At 71.1% G+C, this 22,151-nt stretch carries 21 protein-coding genes; 19 read left to right on the top strand and 2 right to left on the bottom strand.

The features are described 5' to 3' along the window. Nucleotides 1-38: 38 nt before the first annotated feature. The 3 genes from AB0F88_RS33175 to AB0F88_RS33185 all read left to right on the top strand — a co-directional run bounded on the left by AB0F88_RS33175 (nt 39) and on the right by AB0F88_RS33185 (nt 4,133). On the top strand, nt 39-2,819 hold the full coding sequence (locus AB0F88_RS33175) for an immune inhibitor A domain-containing protein (RefSeq protein WP_362693212.1): 2,781 nt from the start codon (nt 39-41) through the stop codon (nt 2,817-2,819). Between the two features lie 111 nt (nt 2,820-2,930). Further along, nucleotides 2,931-3,869, top strand: a complete 939-nt coding sequence (locus tag AB0F88_RS33180) for a diacylglycerol kinase family protein (RefSeq protein WP_362693215.1) — start codon at nt 2,931-2,933, stop codon at nt 3,867-3,869. Nucleotides 3,870-3,977: 108 nt separating this feature from the next. After that, nucleotides 3,978-4,133, top strand: a complete 156-nt coding sequence (locus AB0F88_RS33185) for a hypothetical protein (protein ID WP_362693218.1) — start codon at nt 3,978-3,980, stop codon at nt 4,131-4,133. 135 nt (nt 4,134-4,268) lie between these two features. On the opposite strand, the gene AB0F88_RS33190 is transcribed toward AB0F88_RS33185, so the two are convergent. Then, on the bottom strand, nt 4,269-5,927 hold the full coding sequence (locus AB0F88_RS33190; RefSeq protein WP_362693221.1) for an NERD domain-containing protein kinase family protein: 1,659 nt from the start codon (nt 5,925-5,927) through the stop codon (nt 4,269-4,271). A 374-nt stretch (nt 5,928-6,301) separates the two neighbouring features. Between AB0F88_RS33190 and AB0F88_RS33195 the strand changes: the two genes are divergently transcribed. The 5 genes from AB0F88_RS33195 (at nt 6,302) to AB0F88_RS33215 (ending at nt 9,889) form a co-directional block, all read left to right on the top strand. Next, entirely contained in the window at nt 6,302-6,700 is a 399-nt protein-coding gene (locus AB0F88_RS33195; RefSeq protein ID WP_362693224.1) for a phage holin family protein, read from the top strand. Further along, nucleotides 6,697-7,413, top strand: a complete 717-nt coding sequence (locus AB0F88_RS33200; RefSeq protein ID WP_362693227.1) for a DUF3618 domain-containing protein — start codon at nt 6,697-6,699, stop codon at nt 7,411-7,413. Before AB0F88_RS33195 ends, AB0F88_RS33200 begins: the two co-directional genes overlap by 4 nt. Then, a complete protein-coding gene (locus AB0F88_RS33205; RefSeq protein ID WP_362693230.1) occupies nt 7,414-8,421 on the top strand; it encodes a YihY/virulence factor BrkB family protein in 1,008 nt (335 codons plus the stop codon). 415 nt (nt 8,422-8,836) lie between these two features. Next, complete coding sequence (locus AB0F88_RS33210) at nt 8,837-9,412, top strand: hypothetical protein (protein WP_362693233.1); 576 nt, start codon at nt 8,837-8,839, stop codon at nt 9,410-9,412. A 9-nt stretch (nt 9,413-9,421) separates the two neighbouring features. Continuing rightward, on the top strand, nt 9,422-9,889 hold the full coding sequence (locus AB0F88_RS33215; protein ID WP_362693236.1) for a VOC family protein: 468 nt from the start codon (nt 9,422-9,424) through the stop codon (nt 9,887-9,889). Nucleotides 9,890-9,970: 81 nt separating this feature from the next. Here the strand turns inward: AB0F88_RS33215 and AB0F88_RS33220 are convergent, their stop codons facing one another. Continuing rightward, nucleotides 9,971-10,666, bottom strand: a complete 696-nt coding sequence (locus AB0F88_RS33220; protein WP_362693239.1) for a TenA family protein — start codon at nt 10,664-10,666, stop codon at nt 9,971-9,973. A gap of 204 nt (nt 10,667-10,870) precedes the next feature. On the opposite strand from AB0F88_RS33220, the gene wrbA reads away from it, so the two are divergent. The 11 genes from wrbA (at nt 10,871) to AB0F88_RS33275 (ending at nt 21,988) form a co-directional block, all read left to right on the top strand. Then, entirely contained in the window at nt 10,871-11,551 is a 681-nt protein-coding gene (gene wrbA, locus AB0F88_RS33225) for an NAD(P)H:quinone oxidoreductase (protein WP_362693242.1), read from the top strand. 150 nt (nt 11,552-11,701) lie between these two features. Then, a complete protein-coding gene (locus tag AB0F88_RS33230; RefSeq protein ID WP_362693245.1) occupies nt 11,702-12,220 on the top strand; it encodes a MaoC family dehydratase in 519 nt (172 codons plus the stop codon). Between the two features lie 27 nt (nt 12,221-12,247). Beyond that, nucleotides 12,248-13,408 (top strand): acyl-CoA dehydrogenase family protein, encoded by a 1,161-nt coding sequence (locus tag AB0F88_RS33235; RefSeq protein ID WP_362693248.1) that lies wholly within the window; start codon nt 12,248-12,250, stop codon nt 13,406-13,408. Nucleotides 13,409-13,541: 133 nt separating this feature from the next. Next, nucleotides 13,542-13,997: an HIT family protein gene (locus tag AB0F88_RS33240; protein WP_362693251.1), complete on the top strand. Its 456-nt coding sequence runs from the start codon at nt 13,542-13,544 to the stop codon at nt 13,995-13,997. A 181-nt stretch (nt 13,998-14,178) separates the two neighbouring features. After that, on the top strand, nt 14,179-15,375 hold the full coding sequence (locus AB0F88_RS33245; RefSeq protein ID WP_362693254.1) for a histidine kinase: 1,197 nt from the start codon (nt 14,179-14,181) through the stop codon (nt 15,373-15,375). A gap of 104 nt (nt 15,376-15,479) precedes the next feature. Then, the gene (locus AB0F88_RS33250) at nt 15,480-16,241 is read left to right on the top strand and encodes a LytTR family DNA-binding domain-containing protein (RefSeq protein WP_362693257.1); all 762 of its coding nucleotides are present in this window, start codon (nt 15,480-15,482) and stop codon (nt 16,239-16,241) included. Next, nucleotides 16,238-16,825 carry a hypothetical protein gene (locus AB0F88_RS33255; protein ID WP_362693260.1) on the top strand — a complete coding sequence of 196 codons (588 nt, stop codon included), beginning with the start codon at nt 16,238-16,240 and terminating at the stop codon, nt 16,823-16,825. The genes AB0F88_RS33250 and AB0F88_RS33255 overlap by 4 nt, the downstream gene beginning before the upstream one ends. 94 nt (nt 16,826-16,919) lie before the next feature. Beyond that, nucleotides 16,920-18,419: a cation acetate symporter gene (locus tag AB0F88_RS33260; RefSeq protein WP_362693263.1), complete on the top strand. Its 1,500-nt coding sequence runs from the start codon at nt 16,920-16,922 to the stop codon at nt 18,417-18,419. 276 nt (nt 18,420-18,695) lie between these two features. Next, nucleotides 18,696-19,877 (top strand): MFS transporter, encoded by a 1,182-nt coding sequence (locus AB0F88_RS33265; protein WP_362693266.1) that lies wholly within the window; start codon nt 18,696-18,698, stop codon nt 19,875-19,877. 174 nt (nt 19,878-20,051) lie between these two features. Next, a complete protein-coding gene (locus tag AB0F88_RS33270) occupies nt 20,052-20,381 on the top strand; it encodes a DUF485 domain-containing protein (RefSeq protein WP_362693269.1) in 330 nt (109 codons plus the stop codon). Continuing rightward, on the top strand, nt 20,378-21,988 hold the full coding sequence (locus AB0F88_RS33275) for a cation acetate symporter (RefSeq protein WP_362693272.1): 1,611 nt from the start codon (nt 20,378-20,380) through the stop codon (nt 21,986-21,988). The genes AB0F88_RS33270 and AB0F88_RS33275 overlap by 4 nt, the downstream gene beginning before the upstream one ends. Nucleotides 21,989-22,151: the final 163 nt, after the last annotated feature.

The raw sequence follows: 22,151 nt of genomic DNA on the forward strand, positions 1-22,151 counted from the left end.
ACGCGTCCGGCCAACCCGGGCGCAGGGAAGGGGACACGTTGTCCGGCAGAGTCAGTAGTGGAGGCGCCGGAAGGCGTTTTCTCGCGATAGTCCCCGTACTCGGCCTGGCCGTCACGGGACTGGCCGTGGGCGGGGCCTCGGCGGAAAGCGACACCTCGGTCGCGCGCTACCAGCCGACCGCGGCCGACTACTACATCAACTACGCGCCCCCCAGGGACGAGCCGGAGGTCGACGACCCGGCCGTGCCGTCGGCGAAGGCGCGCAAGGTCAGCCCGTCCAAGAAGATCGCCGAGAAGTACTCCGCGGGCAACCCCGTCGCCGCGCGGGTGCTGGCGGCCCGTGAGGCCCAGGCGATCAGGACGGGGACCAACCCGGCCGACTTCCTCTTCAAGAAGTCGAAGACCGTCAAGACGGCCAAGCTCCTCACGCTGCTGGTGGAGTTCAACGACAAGGCCAACGACGACTTCTCCGGTTTCTCCCGCCCGGCCGACGTGAACAGCGAGGACCCGGCCGAGTGCGTCACCGAGCCGGCGGGCACGCTGCTCAACGGCCCGCTGCACAACAAGATCCCCAACCCGGCCACGCTGTCCCACAAGGACAACAACAGCTTCTGGGTGCCGGACTTCAGCCCCGACCACTTCAACAAGATGCTCTACACCAAGCAGGGCATCACCCAGCGCGTCCGCACCGACCTGACCGACCCCCGGGACGGCCGCAAGGGCATCGACATCTCCGGCTCCACCATGAAGAACATGTACGAGGAGATGTCCAAGGGCGCCTACACGGTCACCGGGCAGGCCAGCCCGTGGATCAAGGTCCCGCACTCCGAGGCCTACTACGGCGCGCGCGCCTGCGGCCAGCCGGTACAGGACATGAGCGGCCACCCGGACAACCCGCTCGGGGCCGGCCAGCTCGCCATCGACGCGGTCAAGACCCTGGCCGCCACCGACCCGGACTTCCCCTGGGCCGACTACGACATCGAGGACGTCGGTGACGCCGACGGCGACGGCAACTTCGCCGAGCCCGACGGCGTGGTCGACCACCTGGTCCTGGTCCACGCGGGCAAGGACAAGTCCTCCGACGGCGGCGCCGAGGGCACCTACGCGATCTGGGCGCACTCCAGCGCGGTGGCCGGCGGCTACCAGGTGCCCGGCGAGAACGTGAAGATCTCCAACTACATCGTGCAGCCCGAGGACTCCGGCGTCGGCGTCTTCGCGCACGAGTACGGCCACGACCTGGGCCTGCCGGACCTCTACGACACCAGCGGCCAGGCCTCCTCGGCGGTCGACTTCTGGGACCTGATGTCCAGCGGCTCGCACAGCGGCCCGATCTTCCAGTCGATGCCCTCCCACATGAGCATCTGGAGCAAGTGGATCCTCGGCTGGGCCGACCCCAAGGTCTTCAACCCCGGCGACCGCGGCGGTCTGGTGACGATCGGCCAGGCCTCGCGCACGCCCAAGCTCACCCAGGACGGCGTCAGGGTGAACCTGGCCAGCCCCCCGGTCACGATGGTCGAGCCGCACAGCGGCACCAAGACGTTCTGGTCGAACTTCGACCAGGAGTGGGCCGACGTCAAGCTCGGCCGTGACGTCCAGGTGCCCGCCGGGACCGACCTGAAGTTCTGGATGTGGAACAACTACGAGATCGAGGAGGACTGGGACTACGGCTTCGTCGAGATCTCCACTGACGGCGGCACCACCTGGGCCCAGCAGAAGGTCTACACCGAGGGCGGCGCCCTGGTCTCCACCGACGACGACTACACCGACCCCAACAAGAACCTGGCCACGTTCGGCAACAAGAAGTACGGCCTCACCGGCAACACCGACGGCTGGCGGCACGACTACGTCGACCTCGCCCCGTTCGCCGGCACGACCGTCAAGCTGCGCCTGACCTACAACACCGACGCCGCCTTCACCCCGCGCGGCTGGCACGTCGACGACTTCGCGCTCACCAACGGCGCCGAGACCGTCTGGAGCGACGACCTGGAGAGCGGCGCCGGCGGCTGGACGACCGGCCGCGGCACCTTCAACGGCACCACCGGCGCGGGCTGGGTCGTCAACGACGGCAAGCGCGAGGTCTCCCGGTTCTACCTGGCCGAGTGGCGCAACTTCGACGGGTTCGACAAGGGCCTGCAGTACACCTACACCACCAACTACTCGCGTGAGGGCGCGTGGAAGGTGGAGAAGGTCAAGTACAACGCCCCCGGCATGCTGGTGTGGTTCCGCGACTCGAACTACACCAACAACTCGCTGGCCAACAACCTCGAACTGGCGCCGAGCATCGGTTCCAAGGGCAGCCTGCTCCTCGTCGACTCCCACTTCGACCCGCTGCGGCGGACCGGCGCGGCGGCCGAGAAGGACACCACCACGCTCAAGAACATGAACGGCCGCGTGCAGACCTCGAACGCCGCCTTCTCCTTCTCCAAGACCTACCCCTTCACCGAGTGCTTCGAGGGGCCCGGCGAGCCCTTCAGCGAGTACTGCACCAAGGTGGCCGCGCAGCGCGGGGTCTCCGAGTTCACCGACGCCAAGACCTGGTACCCCGGGTTCGAGGCGCGCGGCACCAGCCTGTTCTACCGCGACTTCGACGCCTCGGTGGTCGTCCCCTCCAAGGGCGACCAGCCCTACAGCACCCGGGTCGTCAACGCCGACGGCACCCCGGCCACCGAGCTGTACGGGACCGACATGGGCAACGGCCACGTCCTCGGCTCCGGCAACCCCGGTGACGAGGGCAAGGCGCTGGGCGTGAAGATCAAGCTGGTCACCCCGTTCCCGGGCGACCTCGGCGCGATCGTGCAGGTCACCCCGCCCAAGAAGTAGATCACCCCGCCCCTCGGGCGAATGAGGGCCCACGGGCCCCGGGGCCCCGCCGTCACCGACGGCGGGGCCCTACCATTTGAACGGGCAACCACCCGATCGGATAGGGGCAGCGTGGGAGAGCTTCGAAGCAAGGCCGAGCACACCGAGGCCATCCGGACCAAGGGCAGGGTCTGCGTGGTCGTCAACACGCGCTCGCGCCGCGGCCGGCGCCACTACCCCGCCGTGGTCCGCGCGCTGCGGGCCCAGGAATTCGACTCGATCCGCTTCTTCCCGGTGGTCGACACCAAACGCCTGCGCGCCACCCTGGAGCAGGCCCTGGCCGACGAGCCCGACCTGCTCGTCGTGGGCGGCGGCGACGGCACGCTCAGCGCCGCCGTCAAGCACGTCGCCCACCGCGACGTCGCCCTGGGCGTGCTGCCCCTGGGCACCACCAACAACTTCGTCCGCAGCCTCGGCGTCCCCCTCGACCTCGCCGGGGCCATCGGCGTCCTCCGCACGGGGAAGGTCGCCGACATCGACCTGGGTGTCGCCGGAGACCGCGAGTTCGCCAACCTGGCCAGTTTCGGGGTCTCCGTGGAGGTCGCGGGCAAGGTCAGGCACGGGGTGAAGCGCCTCCTGGGCCGCGCGGCCTACCCGATCACGGCCCTGACGATCCTCCCGGGCCACCAGCCGTTCCGGGCCTTCCTCACCGTGGACGGGCGCCGCCACGAGCTGCTCACCCACCAGCTCAACATCGCCAACGGCCGCTTCCACGGCGGCTGGCAGGTCGCCAGGGACATCAGCATCGACAACGGCCGCCTGGTCGCGTACCAGCTCGGCTCGGGCAAGCGCCTGCGCCTGCTGCTGGAGACCATGGTCCGCGCCGGCAGCGGCCGCTGGCGCAGCCTGGCGGGAGGCCCCTTCGTCGTGGGCCGGGAGATGTATCTGGAGACCGACCCGCCGATGGCCGCCGACGTCGACGGTGAGGTCCGCCTGATGACCCCCATCATGATCCGCACCGTTCCCAACGGCCTGCGGGTGATGGTCCCGGACGATTTCGTCGACTCCTGAGCCCGCGATGCGGCCCGGGAGAGCCCGGGGAGCCGGGAGGCCGGGTGCCGGTGGTGATTGGAACCGGTCTCAGCGGGTAGTCGGAGGTTCCGACAGATGGAGGACACCATGGCATCGCTGATGGATCGGGTTCGAAACTACCTGCGCACCCCGCAGGGACAGCGGCACATGGAGAAGGCCAAGACGATGGCCCGCGACCCGCGCAACCAGCAGAAGCTGCGCGGGCTCCTTGCCCGCTTCCGGGGCGGCCACACCCGCCACTGACCCGCCGCCCGGCGGGCGCCGGGGCCCCGGCCGAGAGCCCGGGCCCGGCCCCCGCACGGCCGTCGGCCGGGCGGGCGGCCGGTTGGCTCACGGCTGCTCTCCGGTGAGCCTTCGCGGCTGTTTTCCAGTGAAACTTTACGGCTGTTTTCCAGTGATACGCCGGAATCTCGTCCTGAGCCTGTCGAGCAGCGGCTCCGGTGCCGGCAGACCCCCGTGGTGCTCGTCCTCGTACCGCGCGGGTGCCTGCGGGCGGGCGTCCCGCGGGTGGTGTTCCGGCCCGCGCTCCTCCGGCCGCCCGGTGTCCGCCACGCCGGCGCCCGCCGCGGCGGGGATCTCGGGGACGCCGGGGAACTCGGGGACGACCTCCCGAAGGGCCGGGGCCTCGGGGTGGCCGAGGTGCCGCGGCCGAAGGTCCTGGGGACGAAGGTCCGGCACGGCGGGCTCCGGCGGGCGGGGCCGCCGTATCCGCCGCAGGTCGGCCAGGGCCTCGGCCGCGCCGGGACGCTTGCTCGTCGCGTGGTCGCGCATCCGCCGCAGCAGGTCCATGACCTCCACGGGCGCCTCGCCGGAGGCGGGCTCGGCGTCGGGGGTGATCGGGGGAAGCCTCCCGGTCAGCAGCTGGAAGGCGATCACCCCGGCCGCGTACACGTCGGAGGCGGCCGTCATCCGCTCCGGCATGGCCTGGCACTCGGGGGCCGCGTAATGGGTGTCGAGGACGTTGGGCAGCTCGCTGGCCACGGTGTGCGCGCGGGGGCCCGGCTTGGCGTAGTCGAACCCGGTGAGCATGGCCCGGCCCTCCTCGGTCACCAGCACGCACGCGGGGCTGAGCGCCCGGTGGATCACGTTGTTGGCGTGCACGTGGGCCAGGCCCAGCAGCATGTCCTCCACCACGTCCAGCCGGGCGGCGGTGGAGAGCGTGGACATGGGGGCGGTGAGGTGCAGGTGCAGCGCCTGGCCGTGCACGTCGTCGAGGACCAGCACGAACCGGCTCTCGTCGTCGATGGCGAAGAAGTCACGGGCCCGCACCACGCACGGGTGCGGGGGAATCCTGGTGAGGGCCTGGTAGGCGTTGGTGATCAGCCGTCGCTCGGCCGCCCTCGGTTCCTCCTCGGCCAGCGGGTCGGCCCGGTAGACGCGCAGCAGGACCGTCTCGCTGCCCGGGACCGTCGCGTTGATCGCGCGGTACTCGGTGACCCGGTTGTCGCCGCCCAGCTGCTCCTCCACCTCCCAGCTGCCGAAGCGCGGCGGCGCCGTGGAGCGCCGCACGCTCCCGTTGAGCGCCTCGATGATCGCGGTGCCGTACGGCGCGGTGTCCGTGGTGTGGCCGCGCCTGACGCGGGAGACGTCGCCCAGAGTGCCGATCAGCCCGGCGAGGTCGGTGACGTGCCGCGAGTCGCGGCCGGCCGGGTCGACCAGCTCCGCGTCGGTCCCGGTGAGCACCACGAGGCTGTCGACGTAGACCCGGTCCAGCTCGCGGCGCTCCTGGGTGAGCAGGCCCTTGAGCGCGCGCCCGTTGCCGCGCAGCTTGGCGACGGGGGAGCCGAACGCCTCCCGCCGCTGCGGGAACCAGCGGGTTCCCGCGACCTCGATCCGGCCGCGGGTGCCCTTGACGTCGATGACGCAGAGCGAGTGGCCGGTCAGGACGATCACGTCCACCTCGAAGGTGTCGTCCCCGCGGGGCACCTCGATGTTGTGCAGCAGCAGCCAGTCGTCCGGGGCGTTGTCTCGCAGATGCGCGATGACCCGTCGCTCGGCGTCGTTGACCGGGCTCCCGCCGCCGACGATCTGTGCCATCTCTAGCGTGCCGCCTTTCTGATCGCGCTCATCGTGCCACGCACTATCCCAAGAGGCTCATCTTCGCCCGTACCTCTACTTTTCCACCACTGGGACACGCGGGCCTCCCTATGATCATGGCGTAGTCCCGGCCGCGAGGCGTGATCGACGTGTCCGGAGCATGTCCGCCCCGCTCCCGGCCACCGCCACCGCCGTGCCGTTCGGCACGCCGGCCGGGTTCGCCGACCCGGCCCGGCCCGGCCCGGCGCGGCCCGGCCGCCGCGCGACACGGCACGGTGTCGTCTCCGCACCCCCCTGTGATCATCGCAGCCAGGCCCATGTTTGCCGGGGGAGGAGAGGGTAGACGTCCTTTCCTGTAGGGGAGGAGGCAGCCCATGACCAACACCAAGGAATCACTGCCGACGTCCGAGCTGATCCGGCAGATGTCGGAGCAGGTCTCGCGTCTCGTCAAGGACGAGCTGCGCCTGGCCAAGGCCGAGCTGACGGAGAAGGGCAAGCACGCGGGAATCGGCGTGGGGTTGTTCGGCGGAGCGGGAGTGGTGGCCCTGTTCGGGGCCGGCGCCCTGGTCGCCGCGGTGATCCTGCTTCTCGCGCAGGTCATGCCCCCGTGGGCGGCGGCCGCGCTCGTGGGCGGGGTGCTGCTGGTCATGGCCGGCGCGCTCGGGTTCTTCGGCAAGCGCCAGGTCGCCGAGGCCACCCCGCCGACCCCCGAACGGACCATCGAGAGCGTCAAGGACGACATCGACGCGGTGAAAGAGAGGGCGCACCGATGACTGAGACAGACCCGGGCGGACCCGAGCGGCCCCAGGCCGTGGCCGGAACCACCGGATCCCGCAGGAAGGGCGTCGACGAGCCGATAACGCCTGACGAGAGCGGATCGCTGAACATCCCGCCGAACCAGCCGGACGGCACGCCCGCCGAGGACCCCGGGGTTTCCGAGTCCGAGCGCGACGGCACGCCCCGGCTCCCGGAGGGCGCGGCGCTCGCCGCCGTACCGGACAGCACGGCGAGGAGTACCCCGTACGTCAACACCGGTGACACCGGTGGCGGCGCGACGGAGGTCGGCAAGACCGTCGGAAACGACGGGAACGACACGGAGACCGTGCGGCGGGACATCGAGGAAGCCCGCCGCGAACTGGGCGACACAGTGGAGGCACTGGTGCACAAGACCGACGTCAAGGGCCGTCTGCAGGAGACCGCCGCTCAGGTGGGCGACGACCTGCGCAAGGCGGGGGCGGCGACCGCCACCACGGCCACCGAGATGGTGGAGCGGGTCAAGGTGGCCGCTCCCGAGATGGTCGGGCGGGTGAAGGAGGCGGCCCCCGAGGTCGTCGGCCGGGTCAAGGAAGTGACTCCCGTCGAGATCAAGGACGCGGCGAACAGGGTCACGACCGAGGTGGGCAAGCGCCCGGTGGTGACGATCGCGGCGGTCGCCGCGCTCGTCCTGGTCGTCTTCCGCGTGCTGCGGCGAGGCAAGAAGAAGTAGATGACCGGCAGCACCGGCAGGGCCGCCCCCGACGATTCGCGGGGGCGGCTCGCCCTTGTCCCGGACACCCCCTCGCAACTGCCCCGGCGGGCCTGGTGGGGGGTCCTCAAACGGACCGTCCTGGAGTTCCAGCGGGACGGCCTGCCCGACTGGGCCGCGGCCCTCACCTACTACGCGGTGCTGTCGATCTTCCCCGGCCTGATCGTGCTGGTGTCCGTGCTCGGACTGGTCGGCCAGGACGTGATCTCCACCATCCTGGCCCAGGTCGCGGCGCTCGCCCCCGGCGACGTCACGCAACTGGTGAAGGACCAGGTCGACCAGGTGCGCGGCAGCGGCAGCACGAGGGGTCTCCTGGCGATCGCCGGTCTGCTGGTGGCGCTCTGGTCGGCCTCCGGCTACGTCGCCGCCTTCGTCAGGGCCGGAAACGCGATCTACGACATCCGGGAGGGACGTCCCCTGTGGAAGCTGACCCCGCTCAGGGTCGGGCTGACGCTGGTGGTCGTCGTCCTGATGGCCGCCGCGGCGGTGGCCGTCACCTTCACGGGAAGGCTCGCCGAGCTGGCGGGCGAGGCCCTGGGAGTCGGGCAGACCGCGGTCACCGTCTGGGGGTACGCCAAGTGGCCGGTCCTGGTGCTGATCGCCGCGGGCCTGGTGATGCTGCTCTACTGGGCCGCGCCCAACGTCCGCCAGCCCGGATTCCGCTGGATCAGCCCCGGCGGGCTGCTGGCGGTGCTGCTGTGGGTCGTCGTCTCCGCCGGGTTCGCGGCCTACGTCGCCAACTTCGGCTCCTACGACAAGACCTACGGCACGCTCGGCGCCGTCGCGGTGTTCCTGGTCTGGCTGTGGCTGTCCAACATGGCGATCCTGCTGGGCGCCGAGTTCGACGCCGAACTCATGCGGGAACGCCGGATCGCCGGAGGCCATCCGCCCGAGAGCGAGCCGTACGCCGAGCCCAGGGACGAGGCGAAGGAGGAGGACGGCCCCCTTCCCGGTCCCGGCGAACGCTGACCGGGTGCCGGTGGACCGCCACCCCCGGGCCCCGGCCGGACGGCACTCTCGGCTCTTTCGGGCACCCCTCTCCCGTCGCCGGCCGGACGCCCCCGGTCCCGGCGGCCGCCCTTCCCGGCCCGCAGGGGAACGGGGCGGTCACCGGAGATCCGGCCGATACCTGTGCGCGCAAGCGAGCCAAACTCATGTCTGTCGGGGTAATCTGACCGTTTCCGGGTGGGCGGCGGACCCCCTCCTCTCCGCCCACCCGGACCTTCCCGCGACCGATGCGCCGGCCAGGTCGCCGTTTCCGGCCCGGAAGGGCGAACTATGCTGATCTCGGACGTGCGCGGAGCCGCGCGCATGTAGCGTTCTCGGGCAGGACACGATGTTCTCGGGCAGGACACGATTCTCGGGGCAGGACACAGGAGGTCTCATGCGCCGTGCTCTCGGGGTCGCCGCGGGCCTCGCCCTCATCGCGGCCGCCCTGTCGCCGCTGCCGCAGGCCCAGGCCAGTTGCGTCACCGCCGCCAGGAAGTGCCAGGGTGAGCCGCTGATCGGCATCGAGCTGACGGCCGGGGCCGCGCCACGCCCCGACTCTCGGGGCCGGGTCTCCTACACCCTCGACTACTCCATGACCTGGACCCCCTCCTTCGCCCCCTACTGGGGCGCCTTCTGGGTGGGGGGCCGCTTCCCCGAGGGCACGCGGGGAGGCGTCCGGGCGGTGCTGCTCGACGGCGCCGGCGGGCGGGTCTCCGTCCTGCGCTGCCGCGAGCGCTCCGACGGCGTCTGGTGCGCCGCGGGAAGCCACGTCCCGCACCGGGGACGGATCGTCTTCACGACCCGCCTCGCGCCCGGCACCGAGGCCAAGGCCGTGGCCAGGCTCGGCTTCGACAGCTTCGAAGGGCTCGGCAGGGAGGAGTCCGAACGCGGTTTCAGCCGGGCGCAGGCGCGGGAGAGATTCTGCGAGCACCGTTTCACCACGACCGTCACGACGACGCAGGCACCCTGAGGAGACGAGTTGAACGCCGTACTGACCGGTGTGCACCACCTCAAGATCTGGGTGAGCGACCTGGAGCGGAGCCGTTCCTGGTACGAACGGGTCCTGGGGCTGGAACACCACACCAGCTTCCAGGACGAGGACGGCGTGATCAGGGGCATGAGCTTCACGGTCCCCGGCGCGGCCTTCCAGATCGCGCTGCGTGAGAACCCCGACCTGGCCAGGGCGCTCTTCGACGCCGATCCCTTCGCGCTCCAGGTAACCCGCGAGGGGCTCGACGGCTGGGTCGCCCGTCTCGACGGCCTCGGCGTCCCGCACAGCCCGGTCTTCCGGGCCTCCGCGGGCCACGCGATGGGCTTCGCCGACCCCGACGGCGTCCAGATCCGCCTGTACGCCTCGGACGAGGAGGTTCACGCCGCCCAGGTGGGCGCCGGAGGCGTCTATCAGGGCCAGGCACCCGCCCCCGCCCCCGAGCGGGACCGGGACTGAGAGGTCCCGCCCCGGAGGCGGAAGCGGGCGAGTGCCCGGCGTGTCCGGCGTGTCCGTCGTACCCGGTCCGGGGGCGAGGGGTCAGGAACCGGCGGCCATGTCGAAGAAGCGCAGCTCCAGCCGTACGGCGCGGCGGAAGAAGTCGAGCACGCGCAGCCGTCCCTCCTCGTCCAGCCCAGGGCCCAGCCGGTCCAGCTCGTCGCGCAGGAAGTGCACCCAGGCGCGGAAGGCCGGGCCCTCGTGCAACTCGATCCACTCGCGGTGCACGAAGGTGTCCGGAAGCGGCTCCTCGGCGCGGGAGGCCCAGCCCAGGTAGGACCATTCGGCCACGCACAGCACGGCCAGGACGAGCGGGTAGTCCAGGCTGGTCCTGGCCTCGTCCATCAGGGCGCGGAAGTCGGCCGTGACCGGTTCCAGCTCCGGAGAGGTCATCTCGGCGGGGGTGGCGCCGAGGGCGGCGAGGGCCCGGTGGAAGTACGTCAGCTCCTCGGTGGTGGCGATCTCGCCCAGGAACTGGCCGAACGGCACCCGCGACTCGAAACTGTCCGCGCAGGCCACGGCCGCCCCGAGCAGGGCGGTGAAGGAGTCGACGAACTGGAAGTCCTGGACCAGGTAGCGGCGCATGTCGTCGTCGGGGACGTCGCCCCGGGTGATCGCGGCGGCGAACGGGTGGCTCACCACCGCCGTCCACTCCGGCTCGCTCAGCGAGCGCATCCACTCGCTGAAGGCGGGATCGACGGCACTCGCGCGCCACTCGTCGTAGGGGATCTGCTCCACGGGGCCTCTTCTCGCGATCTCGGCATCTCGGCATCTCGATCAGCGTGCATGCTAGCCCCGCCGGGCCCGCCGCGCGGCGGCCCCGCGCATTCCGTGATCACCCAGGTCAAGGAGTCTTTGCAGGTCAGGACGGGTTCTTCTGGGGATCGTCGGGCACGTTCCGGCAGGACGATCCCGAAAGAGCGCCCGGAGGGATGTGAGGCCGTGACCGAGGAGGCTGGGACCGGGGAGACCGTGACCGGGGACGCGGCGATCGAAGAGGCCCTGACCGAACCGGTCGTCAACGCCGCCGTCATCTACTACTCGGCCACGGGTACGGTCTTCGCGCTGGCCAAGGCGGCCGCCGCCGCCGCGGAGAAGGCCGGTGCCGAGGTCCGCCTGCGCAAGGTCAGGGAGCTCGCGCCGGCCGAGGCCGTCGCGTCCAGCGAGGGCTGGGCCGCCCACGCCGCGGCCACCCAGTACGTCGTGGAGGCCTCGCTGGAGGACCTGGAGTGGGCCGACGTGCTCCTGTTCGGCACGCCCACCCGGTACGGCAACCCCACCGCCCAGATGAGGCAGTTCATCGACACCACCGGCCGGCTGTGGGCCCAGGGCCTGCTGGTCAACAAGATCGTTTCGTCGTTCACCGCGAGCTCGACGACCCACGGCGGGCAGGAGAGCACGATCCTCGCGATGAACAACACCTTCTACCACTGGGGGGCGATCATCGTGCCGCCCGGCTACGCGGACCCCGTCCAGTTCCGGGCCGGCAACCCCTACGGCGCCGGCCACACCTCCGACAACGGCACGATCCCGCCCGGCGACGTGCAGCTGGAGGCGATGGACTTCCAGGCCCGGCGGGCGGTGGAGGTCGCCTCGGCGTTCCTCCGCGGGCGCCTGCCCTGACGGCGGCGTTCCCCCGCGATCACCGGGTGACCGGGGCGGCCTCGCCGGCCCGGCCGTATCGGCCTACCCGGAAACCGGCACGGAGCAGGTCATTGACCGCCGAAACGCCGGACGATTAGCGTCGAGGTCCCGGCGTCCAGGGGAGAGACCGTGACCGTGCACGAACCCGGCCTCGGCCGGTACTACGAGGACTTCGTCGTCGGCGACGTCTACCAGCACCCGCTCGGCCGCACGATCAGCGAGGCCGACAACACCTGGTTCACCCTGCTGACGATGAACACCAACCAGAACCACTTCAACGCCCACTTCGCCGAGCGCGCCCCGGTCGGGAAGATCATCGTCAACTCCGGCCTGTCCGTGGCGATCGTGCTCGGCATCTCGGTGATCGACGTCAGCCAGACCGCCCTGATGAACCTCGGCTGGGACGAGATCAGGCTGACCCACCCGGTCTTCCTGGGCGACACCCTGTACGCGGAGTCGATCGTGCTGGACAAGCGGGAGTCGCGGTCGCGGCCCTACGCCGGGATCGTCACCTGCAAGACCCGCGGCCTCAACCAGGACGGCGACGAGGTCATGTCCTGGCGCCGCGCGGTGATGGTCTACCGCCGCGACGCGCCGCAGGACAAGAACTACTTCCCGCGGGCCAGGACCGGTCCGCTCACCCCCTGACGGCCGCTTCGCGGAAAGGACCCCGTGATGGACTTCGAGCTCAACGAGGAGCAGCAGCTGTTCCGCCGGACCCTGCGGGAGTTCGTCGACAAGGAGATCGTGCCGGTCGCCTCCGAGTGGGAGCGGGCCGGCCGCTACCCCACGGAGATCGTCGAGGGCTTCGGGGAGATGGGGCTGTTCGGGATCACGATCCCCGAGGAGTACGGCGGGCTCGCCCTGGACCGCGTGTCGTTCGCCCTGGTCTTCGAGGAGATCGCACGCGGGTGGATGGGCGTGGCCGGGGTGCTCGGCTCGCACTCCCTGGCCGCCTGGATGATCGCCAGGTACGGCACCGAGGAGCAGAAGGACGCCTACCTGCCGGACCTGGCCACCGGCGCCCGCCGTACCGGCATCGCGCTGACCGAGCCCGCGGCGGGCACCGACCTGCAGGGCATCCAGACGCGGGCCGTCCGCGACGGCGACCACTACGTGATCAACGGAACCAAGACGTGGATCACCAACGCCAGGCACGCCGACCCGATGCCCGTCCTGGTCAAGACCTCCGTCACCGACCCCGCGCACCGCGGCATGTCCCTGCTCCTCGTCGAGGCCGGAACCCCCGGCTACACCGTCAGCCGCGACCTGCCCAAGCTCGGTTACAAGGGCACCGAGACCTGCGAGATCGTGCTGCAGGACGTGCGCGTCCCGGTGTCGGCGCTGCTCGGCGGGGCCGAGGGGCGGGGCATGCAGCAGGCCCTGTCGGCCCTGGAGCTCGGCCGGATCAACATCGCCGCCCGCGCGGTCGGCCTGTCCCAGTGCGCCTACGACGCCGCGCTGAGCTACTCGCGCGAGCGCCACGCCTTCGGGCAGCCCATCGCGGACTTCCAGGCCATCCAGCTGAAGATCGCCGACATGGCCACCGACATCCAGGCGGCCCGGCTGCTGACCTACTGGGCGGCGGTCCGCTCCGAGGGCGGCGCGGTGAACTCCGAGGCCGCGATGGCCAAGTACTTCGCCTCCGAGGTCGCGCTGCGCGCCACCACGGAGGCGATGCGGATCCACGGCGGCTACGGCTACTCGCAGGAGTTCGTCCTCGAACGTCTTTACCGGGACGCGCCGCTGATGGCCATCGGCGAGGGCACCAACGACATCCAGCGGATGGTCATCGCGAGGTCCCTCATCTCGGGCGCGGCCAAGCTCGGCTGGTGACGCGGTGACGCGGTGGCGCGGTGGCGCGGTGAGGCGGTGGCGCCGGTGACGCTGCCGGCGCCTGGTGACACGGCCCCGCTCCCGCGCCGCCGGGGGACCGTACGGGCCGCCCGGCGTCTCCTATCCTGACGTGATGCCGGTCTCTGAAGTGGTGCCAGGTGAGGACTGTCTGTTCTGCGCCATCGTCGCCGGGGGGCGACCGGCCCAGGTCGTCCTCTCCGACGGCGTGGCCGCCGCCTTCCTGGACACGCGGCCGGTCTTCAAGGGTCACGTCCTCGTGGTCCCGCGGACCCACGTCGAGACGCTGGCGGACCTGCCGGTACCGATGGTCGGCCCGTTCTTCGAGCGCGTCCGCGCCCTCTCCGCCGCCGTCGAGCGGGGCCTGGAGGCGGCCGGCACGTTCGTCGCGATGAACAACCGGATCAGCCAGAGCGTCCCGCACCTGCACGCCCACATCGTTCCCCGCAACCGCAAGGACGGCCTGCGCGGCTTCTTCTGGCCCCGTACGAAATACGAGGACCCCGCCGAGGCCGAGTCCTACGCCCGCCGCATCCGCGAGGCCCTGCGGGCGGGGACCGCGCGGCCCTGAGCGCCGCCCCGTCCGCATCATCTTGATCTACAATGTAAAGGGACTTGGTCGGGTGCTCGTCTTGTACCCGGAGCACCTCGCGCCGCATGGAAGATCCTGTTCGACCCTGTTCCGATGTGGAAGAAGGGTGTGATCCCGATGGGTGAGGCGCGGGCGTGGCCGGGCGTATAAGGTCCGGAGCGTGGAACCCCTCGTTGCCGTGTTGCTGGTCGCCGCCCTGGTCGGCGTACCCGCTCTGGTGCTGTGGCGGGTGCTGCGCGGGCGCAGGGAGCTGGGCAGCAGCCCCGCGGAGCGGGCCACGTTCGAGACCCTGCACACCGCCTCCCTGGCCGCGCCGCCGCTGCGGGCGGGGCTGACCGAGGCGGGGGCGCAGAAGGCGTCCCGTCATCTTCGGGAGCTGCTGGGCTCCCCGGCGCTGGCGATCACCGACGAGGAGCGGCTGCTGGTCTACGACGGCGAGGGCGACCACCACGCCCGCGAGGCGTTCGCCCACGCCGCCAAGACGCTCTCCGGGGGCCGGACCCGGGTCCTGGGCCCCGAGGTCGTCTCGTGCGACCTTCCCGAGTGCCCGATCAGGTTCGCCGTGGTGGTGCCGCTCACCACCGACGGCAGGGTGGTGGGCTCCCTCGCCTCGTACGGCGGGCACGCCTCGGCGGGTCTGGTCAGGGCCGCCCACGAGGTCGCGAACTGGGTCGACTCGCAGCTGGAGCTGGCCGAGCTGGACCGGTCGAGAACGCGTCTGATGGAGGCCGAGGTCCGGGCGCTGCGCGCGCAGATCTCCCCGCACTTCATCTACAACTCGTTGACGACCATCGCCAGCTTCGTCCGTTCCGACCCGGACCGTTCCCGCGAGCTGCTGCTGGAGTTCGCGGACTTCACCCGGTACTCCTTCCGGCGGCACGGGGAGTTCACCACGCTGGCCGAGGAGCTGCGTTCCATCGACCGCTACCTCACCTTGGAGCGGGCCCGCTTCGGTGATCAGCTCCAGGTGACGCTGCGCATCGCCCCGGAGGTGCTCGCGGTCGCGGTGCCGTTCCTGTGCCTGCAGCCGCTGGTGGAGAACGCGGTCCAGCACGGGCTGGAGAGCAAGCCGGGGGTCGGGCGCATCTCGATCGTCGCCGAGGACGCCGGGGCCGAGTGCCGGATCAGCGTGGAGGACGACGGCGTCGGCATGGAGCCCGACCGCCTGCGCCGCATCCTGGCCGGTGACGCCGACGAGCGCTCGGGGGCCGGGGGAGTGGGGCTGGTCAACGTGGACGAGCGGTTGCGCCAGGTCTACGGTGACGAGTACGGCCTGGTGGCGGAGACGGCCAAGGGGGCGGGAACGAAGGTCAGCGTCCGCCTGCCCAAGTACCATCCGGGTGTCTCCGCCCGTTGAGCCCGCGCCTGGTCCGGACCTTTCCCCCTACCGAAAAGTTGACAGGCGATGTCTGATTCATCACCCTCTAGAAATTCCCTCGTGAACGATCTGGAGGAGTGACCGTGACCGGCCTGCGCGTCCTTGCGGTGGACGACGAGCTTCCCGCGCTGGAGGACCTGGCCTATCTGCTCCGGGACGACCCCCGTATCGAAGAGGTCTCCCTGGCCAGGGACGGGGCAGCCGCGCTGCGCGTCCTGGACCGGGCGATCGCCGACGGGCGGCCGATCGACGCGGTCTTCCTCGACATCCGGATGCGCGGCCTGGACGGGGTGGTGCTCGGCCGGTTGCTCTCCCAGTTCGCCAACCCGCCCCGGGTGGTCTTCGTGACGGCCTACGAGGAGCACGCGGTCGACGCCTTCGAGATCAAGGCCGAGGACTACCTGCTCAAGCCGGTACGGCCGGAGCGGCTGGCCGAGGCGATCCGCAGGGTGTTCGTCTCCGCGGAGCTGCCGGAGAGCGAGGGGGCGGGCCGCGCCGACCCCGACACCATTCCGGTGGAGCTCGGCGGTGTCACCCGGTTCGTGGCCAGCACCGAGGTCCGGTACGTGGAGGCGCAGGGCGACTACGCCCGCCTGCACACCGCGGGGGGCAGCCATCTCGTGCGCATCTCGCTGGCCACGCTGGAGGAGCGCTGGTCCTCCGCGGGGTTCGTGCGGGTGCACCGCAGCCATCTGGTCGCGGTCAAGCACATCGACGAGCTGCACATCGACTCGGGCCGGTGCGTGGTCCGCATCGGTGAGACCGAGATCCCGGTCAGCCGCCGCCACACCCGTGAGCTGCGCGATCTGCTGGTTCGCAGGGCGCGCAGGGGCAGGTCCGAATGAGCCGTGACCCCGAGCCCGGGGAGGGCGCCGAGCCGCGCCGGTGGATCGCCGACCGGTCGCGCAGGGATGCCGACCGGACGCGTAAGGACGCCGACCGGTCGCGCAGGGATGCCGAGCGGACGCGCAGGGATACCGAGCGGACGCGCAAGGACGCCGACCGGACGCGCAAGGACGCCGAGCGGACGCGCAGGGACGCCGAGCGGACGCGCCGGGATGAGCGTCCGCGGCGCGAGGTGGTGACCAGCCCTCGTACGATGGCGCCCCGCCACCCCCGCTATCCGGTCACCCGCGAGATCGACGAGCAGACCCGTCTGGGCGAGGTGTACATGCGCTCGCTGGTCCGCACCCAGTTCCGCCTGGCCCTGTTCGTCTGCACGGTGCTGGGGTGCGTGGTGGCGGGACTGCCCCTGATGTTCATGCTGGTGCCGGAGCTGCGCGCGGTCCACCTGCTGGGGATCCCGCTGCCCTGGGCGGTGCTGGGCGGTCTGATCTATCCGGCGTTCGTGATCGGTGCCTGGCTCTACGTCCGGCAGGCGGAACGCAACGAGCGGCACTTCGCCGAACTGGTGGACAGGGCCCGTTGACCAGGCGACGGACCGTCCCGGGGCCTGAACCCGAGGCCCCCACGACAGGAGACGTCACGGGAGATGGCATGGAAGACGTCGGGGGAGGCGTCGGATGAGCACCGCGTACGGTGTGACGGCGGTCGTGCTGGTGGTGCTGGCGGCGGTGCTGATCGGCGCGTTCGGGATCAGGCTGTCGCGGACCACTTCCGACTTCTACGTCGCCTCCCGCACGGTCTCCCCGTTGTGGAACGCCTCCGCCATCGGCGGGGAGTACCTGTCGGCCGCGAGCTTCCTGGGCATTGCCGGGCTGATCCTCACCTACGGCGCCGACATGCTGTGGCTGCCGGTCGGCTGGACGGGCGGCTATCTGGTGCTGCTCGTGCTGGTCTCCGCGCCGCTGCGCCGCTCGGGGGCGTACACGCTGCCCGACTTCGCCGAGGCGCGGCTGGAGTCGATGGCGGTGCGGCGGATGGCCGGGGTGCTGGTCGTGCTGATCGGCTGGCTGTACCTGATGCCGCAGTTCCAGAGCGCGGGCCTGGTCCTGCGGGCCATCACCGGTGCCCCCGAGTGGGCGGGGGGCCTGCTGGTGGCGGCCGTGGTCGCGGTGAACGTCATGTCCGGCGGCATGCGGTCGATCACGTTCGTGCAGGCCTTCCAGTACTGGCTGAAGCTCACCGCCCTGGCCGTGCCGCTGGTGTTCCTGCTGCTGGCGTGGCGCGACGGCGGCTCACCGGGACTGAGCGCGCAGGACGCGGCCACGTGGGCGCTGCCGCTGTCGACCGGCAGGGAGTACGGCCTGTACTCGACCTACTCGCTGATCCTGGCCACGTTCCTGGGCACGATGGGGCTGCCGCACGTGCTGGTCCGCTTCTACACCAACCCCGACGGCCGGGCGGCGCGCCGTACGACGCTGGTGGTCCTGTCGCTGCTCGGTGCCTTCTACCTGCTGCCGGCGGTGTACGGCGCGCTGGGCCGGATCTACGTCCCGGAGCTGGAGGGCAGTGACACGGTGGTCCTGTCGCTGCCCGGGCGGCTGATCGGCGGCGTGGCCGGGGATCTGCTGACGGCGCTGGTGACGGCCGGGGCGTTCGCGGCGTTCCTGTCGACCTCCTCGGGGCTGACGGTCTCGGTCGCCGGGGTCATCGGGCAGGACATCCTCAAGGGCGGGGTGCGGTCGTTCCGGGCGGCGGCGGTGCTGGCGGTGATCGTTCCGCTGGGACTGGCGGCCTTCGCCCGCTCGCTGCCGGTCGCCGACGTCGTCGGCCTGGCGTTCGCGGTGGCGGCCTCCTCCTTCTGCCCGCTGCTGGTGCTGGGCATCTGGTGGCGGCGGCTCACCCCCGTCGGCGCGATGGCCGGGTTGCTCGCCGGTGGCGGCCTGGCCTGCGGCGCGGTGCTGATGACGATCGGCGGGGGGCCGCACACCGGCCTGGTCGGTGCTCTGCTGGCCCAGCCCGCCGCGTGGACGGTGCCGATCGCCTTCCTCGTCATGGTGGTGGTCTCGTTGCTGACGCCGGGGCGCATCCCGCCGAACGTGGCGCGCACGATGGTGCGCCTGCACACCCCCGAGATCCTCAATCTGGACCGGGGTGACTGGCGGCCCCGGTCCTCTTGACGGCTCCGGCGAGCTGTGACGGAATGACGCTTATGGGCCGATATTTCGGTTGTTCTGACTAGATTTGGTACTCGCCGGCTCCGGTGATGAGGCGCTCGCCGAGGTCGGCGACGCCACTGCCGTGCTACCCGGGAGCCGGTCGGCACGCCGGTCCGCCGTGTCCCACGGGAGCCGGACCGCGCACCGGTCCGCCGTGTCCCACGGGAGCCGGACCGCGCACCGGTCCGCCGTGTCACATGAGAGCCGGTCGGCGCACCGGTCCGCCGGTCAGCGGTGATGCCGGAGGTCCTGCGCCGGCCCCGGTTCCGGCTCATCTACTTCGGGATGGCCGTCAGCCTGCTGGGCGACGCCTCGCTGCTGCTGGTACCGGGGATCCTGGCCAAGAGCCTCACCGGCTCCGACGCCGCGGCCGGGCTGACCCTGTTCTTCTTCATCCTGCCCCTGTGCTTCTCGCCCCTGTTCGGATACCTGATCGACCGGGTGGACCGCAGGAGGCTCCTGATCGTCACCTGCGTGCTGTCGGGCGTCTCGCTCGCCCCGCTGGTCGCGGTCACCGGGCCGGACACGGTCTGGCTGATCTACCCGGTGTCCGCGGCCATGGGCTGCTCGTACGCGGTGATCTTCTCCGCGCTCGGCGGGCTGCTCAAGGCCATCCTGCCCGAGCACCTGCTGGCCGAGGCCAACGGAGCCCTGCAGACCACCCGGCAGGGACTGCGCCTGTTCGGGCCGTTGCTGGGCGTGGCCGTCTACACCGCCTTCGGGCTCGGCACGCTCGTGCTGTTCGACATGGCCACCTTCCTGGTCGCCGCGGGGGTCTTCGCGATGCTCCCCGCGCCGGAGTCCCTTCCGCGCGTCTCGCCGGCCCCCCCGGGGCGCTGGCGCGAGGAGTTCTGGGCCGGGGCCCGCTACCTCTCCGCCGAACCGGCGCTGCGGCGCGCGACCGTGGCGCTCTGCCTGATGTTCTCGGTGGCCGGGGCCGCCGAATCGCTGATCTTCGCGGTCATCGAGCACGGCCTCGCCAGGTCGCCGGAGTTCACCGCGTTCACCTCGACCGCGATGGGCCTCGGCGCGATCGCCGGGGGGCTGCGGAGTTCCACGGTGATCGCGCGCCGGGGCGAGCTGTTCGCGATCGGCACGGGCATCGGCCTGTACGGCGTGGCGGTCCTGTGCTGGGTGCTCCCCGCGGAGACGGTCGTGCTGGGGGCGATGATGGTGGCGGGCGCCGGGCTGACCCTGGAGGGGGTGGCCAGGACGACCCTGGTGCAGCGCCGCAGCCCGGCCCACCTCGTCGGCCGGGTCTCCACCGCCCTGGAGTCGCTCACCGGGTTCACCCAGTTGCTGTCCCTGCTCGGCGGCGCCGTGCTGGTGTCGCTCGTCGACTACCGCCTGCTGCTGGCGGTGGTCGGCCTGACGGTCTGCTGTGCCGGTGTTTACGCCCTGCGGGGCGGGCCGTGGTGAGATCGGGCTCCTGCGGGAACCGTTCGTCGTACGAGACGGACCTTTCACCGCAAGCCCGATCCAACTGAACGCGACGCGGCAGCGCCTCGGCGAAGAGAGCGCGTGCGGGTCTCCTCCAGGGGTAGCGTCCACCCCTACGTTGTCCGTGATCCAGATCACATTTTGGGAGGTCCCGTGACCGCCAGGCAACATGATTCGTCGGTCTACGAAGAAATTCAGACCGACGCACGATTCCAGGAGTTGAAGAAGCGTTTCCGGGCCTGGGCGTTCCCGATGACCGCGGCGTTCCTCGCCTGGTACCTGCTGTACGTCGTCCTGTCGGGCTGGGCGCGCGACTTCATGGGCACGAAGCTTTTCGGCAACATCAACGTGGCGCTGATCTTCGGTCTGCTCCAGTTCGTGTCGACGTTCGGCATCGCCTGGGCCTACTCCCGTTTCGCCGAGAAGAAGCTTGACCCGCTGGCCGACGAGATCCGCCACGGAGTCGAGGGGAAGACCGAATGAGCCACCAGACCCTCTCCACGATCCTGTTCCTGCTCTTCGTCGCGGGAACGCTGGGCATCACCTTCTGGGCCAGCCGCAACACCAAGGACGCCACCGACTACTACGCCGGTGGCCGGTCCTTCAGCGGTGTGCAGAACGGTCTCGCCATCGGCGGCGACTACATGTCGGCCGCGAGCTTCCTGGGCATCGCCGGGATCATCGCCCTGTCGGGCTACGACGGCTTCCTGTACTCGATCGGCTTCCTGGTCGCCTGGCTGGTGGCGCTGCTGCTGGTCGCCGAGCTGATGCGTAACTCCGGCAAGTTCACCATGGCCGACGTGCTGGCCTTCCGGATGAGCCCCCGCCCGGTCCGCACGGCGGCGGGCGTCTCCACCATCACGGTGTCGATCTTCTACCTGCTGGCCCAGATGGTCGGCGCGGGCGCGCTGGTCGGCCTGCTGCTCGGCGTCACCTCGCCGACGGGCAAGGCGCTCACGATCGTCGGCGTCGGCATCCTGATGATCGTCTACGTGGTCGTCGGCGGCATGAAGGGCACCACCTGGGTGCAGATCGTCAAGGCCGTGCTGCTCATGGGCGGCGCGACCCTGGTCACCCTGCTGGTGCTCGGCCACTACGGCTTCAACCTGTCCGGCCTGCTCGGCGAGGCCGCCACCCAGAGCGGCAAGGGCGCGGCCTTCCTGGAGCCGGGCCTGAAGTACGGCACCGAGGCGCAGGGCCTCGCGGGCAAGATCGACCTGATCAGCCTGGGCCTGGCGCTGGTCCTCGGCACCGCCGGTCTGCCGCACATCCTGATCCGCTTCTACACGGTCCCCACCGCGAGGGAGGCCCGCAAGTCGGTCCTGTGGGGCATCGGCATCATCGGCACCTTCTACCTGCTCACCCTCGTGCTCGGCTTCGGCGCGGCGGCGCTGGTCGGCGGCAAGGCGATCGTGGCGCAGGACAAGGCGGGCAACACGGCGGCGCCGATGCTCGCCGAGGCGGTCGGCAAGGCCATCTTCGGCGACGTGGGCGGCACCATCCTGCTGGCCATCATCGCGGCGGTCGCCTTCGCCACGATCCTGGCGGTCGTGGCCGGCCTGACGCTGGCGTCGAGCTCCTCCTTCGCCCACGACCTGTACGCGCACGTGTTCAAGCGCGGCAACGTCACCGACAAGGAGGAGATCCTGGTCGCCAGGATCTCGGCGTTCGTCATCGGCGCGGTCGCGATCGGGCTCGGCATCCTCGCCCAGGGGCAGAACGTGGCCTTCCTGGTCGCGCTCGCCTTCGCCGTGGCGGCCTCGGGCAACCTGCCCGCGATCCTCTACAGCCTGTTCTGGAAGAAGTTCAACACGGCGGGCGCGGTCTCGGCCATCTACGGCGGCCTGGTCTCCGCGCTGCTCCTGGTGGTCTTCTCGCCGGTCGTCTCGGGCAGCGCCACCGCGCTGTTCCCCGACGCGAACTTCGCCTGGTTCCCGCTGAGCAACCCCGGCATCGTCTCGATCCCGATCGGCTTCCTGGCCGGGTTCATCGGTGCCCGCCTCAGCAAGGAGTACAGCGCGGAGAAGTACGCGGAGATCGAGGTCCGCTCGCTCACCGGCATCGGTGCCGAGAAGTCCACCCCGCACTAAACCCCGTACTGTGACCCCCCGTGCGAACCGTGTGCGGAAGTGCGGGGACCCGGGGCGGGGGGGGGGGGCGGGCGGGGGGCGGGCGGGGGGGGGGCCCCCGGGGGGGCGGGCGCGCGCCGGGGGGGGGGGGGGGCGCCCGGGGCGCGGCGGCGCCCGCCGCCCG

Source organism: Streptosporangium sp. NPDC023963 (assembly GCF_040639135.1).
Lineage (GTDB): Bacteria > Actinomycetota > Actinomycetes > Streptosporangiales > Streptosporangiaceae > Streptosporangium.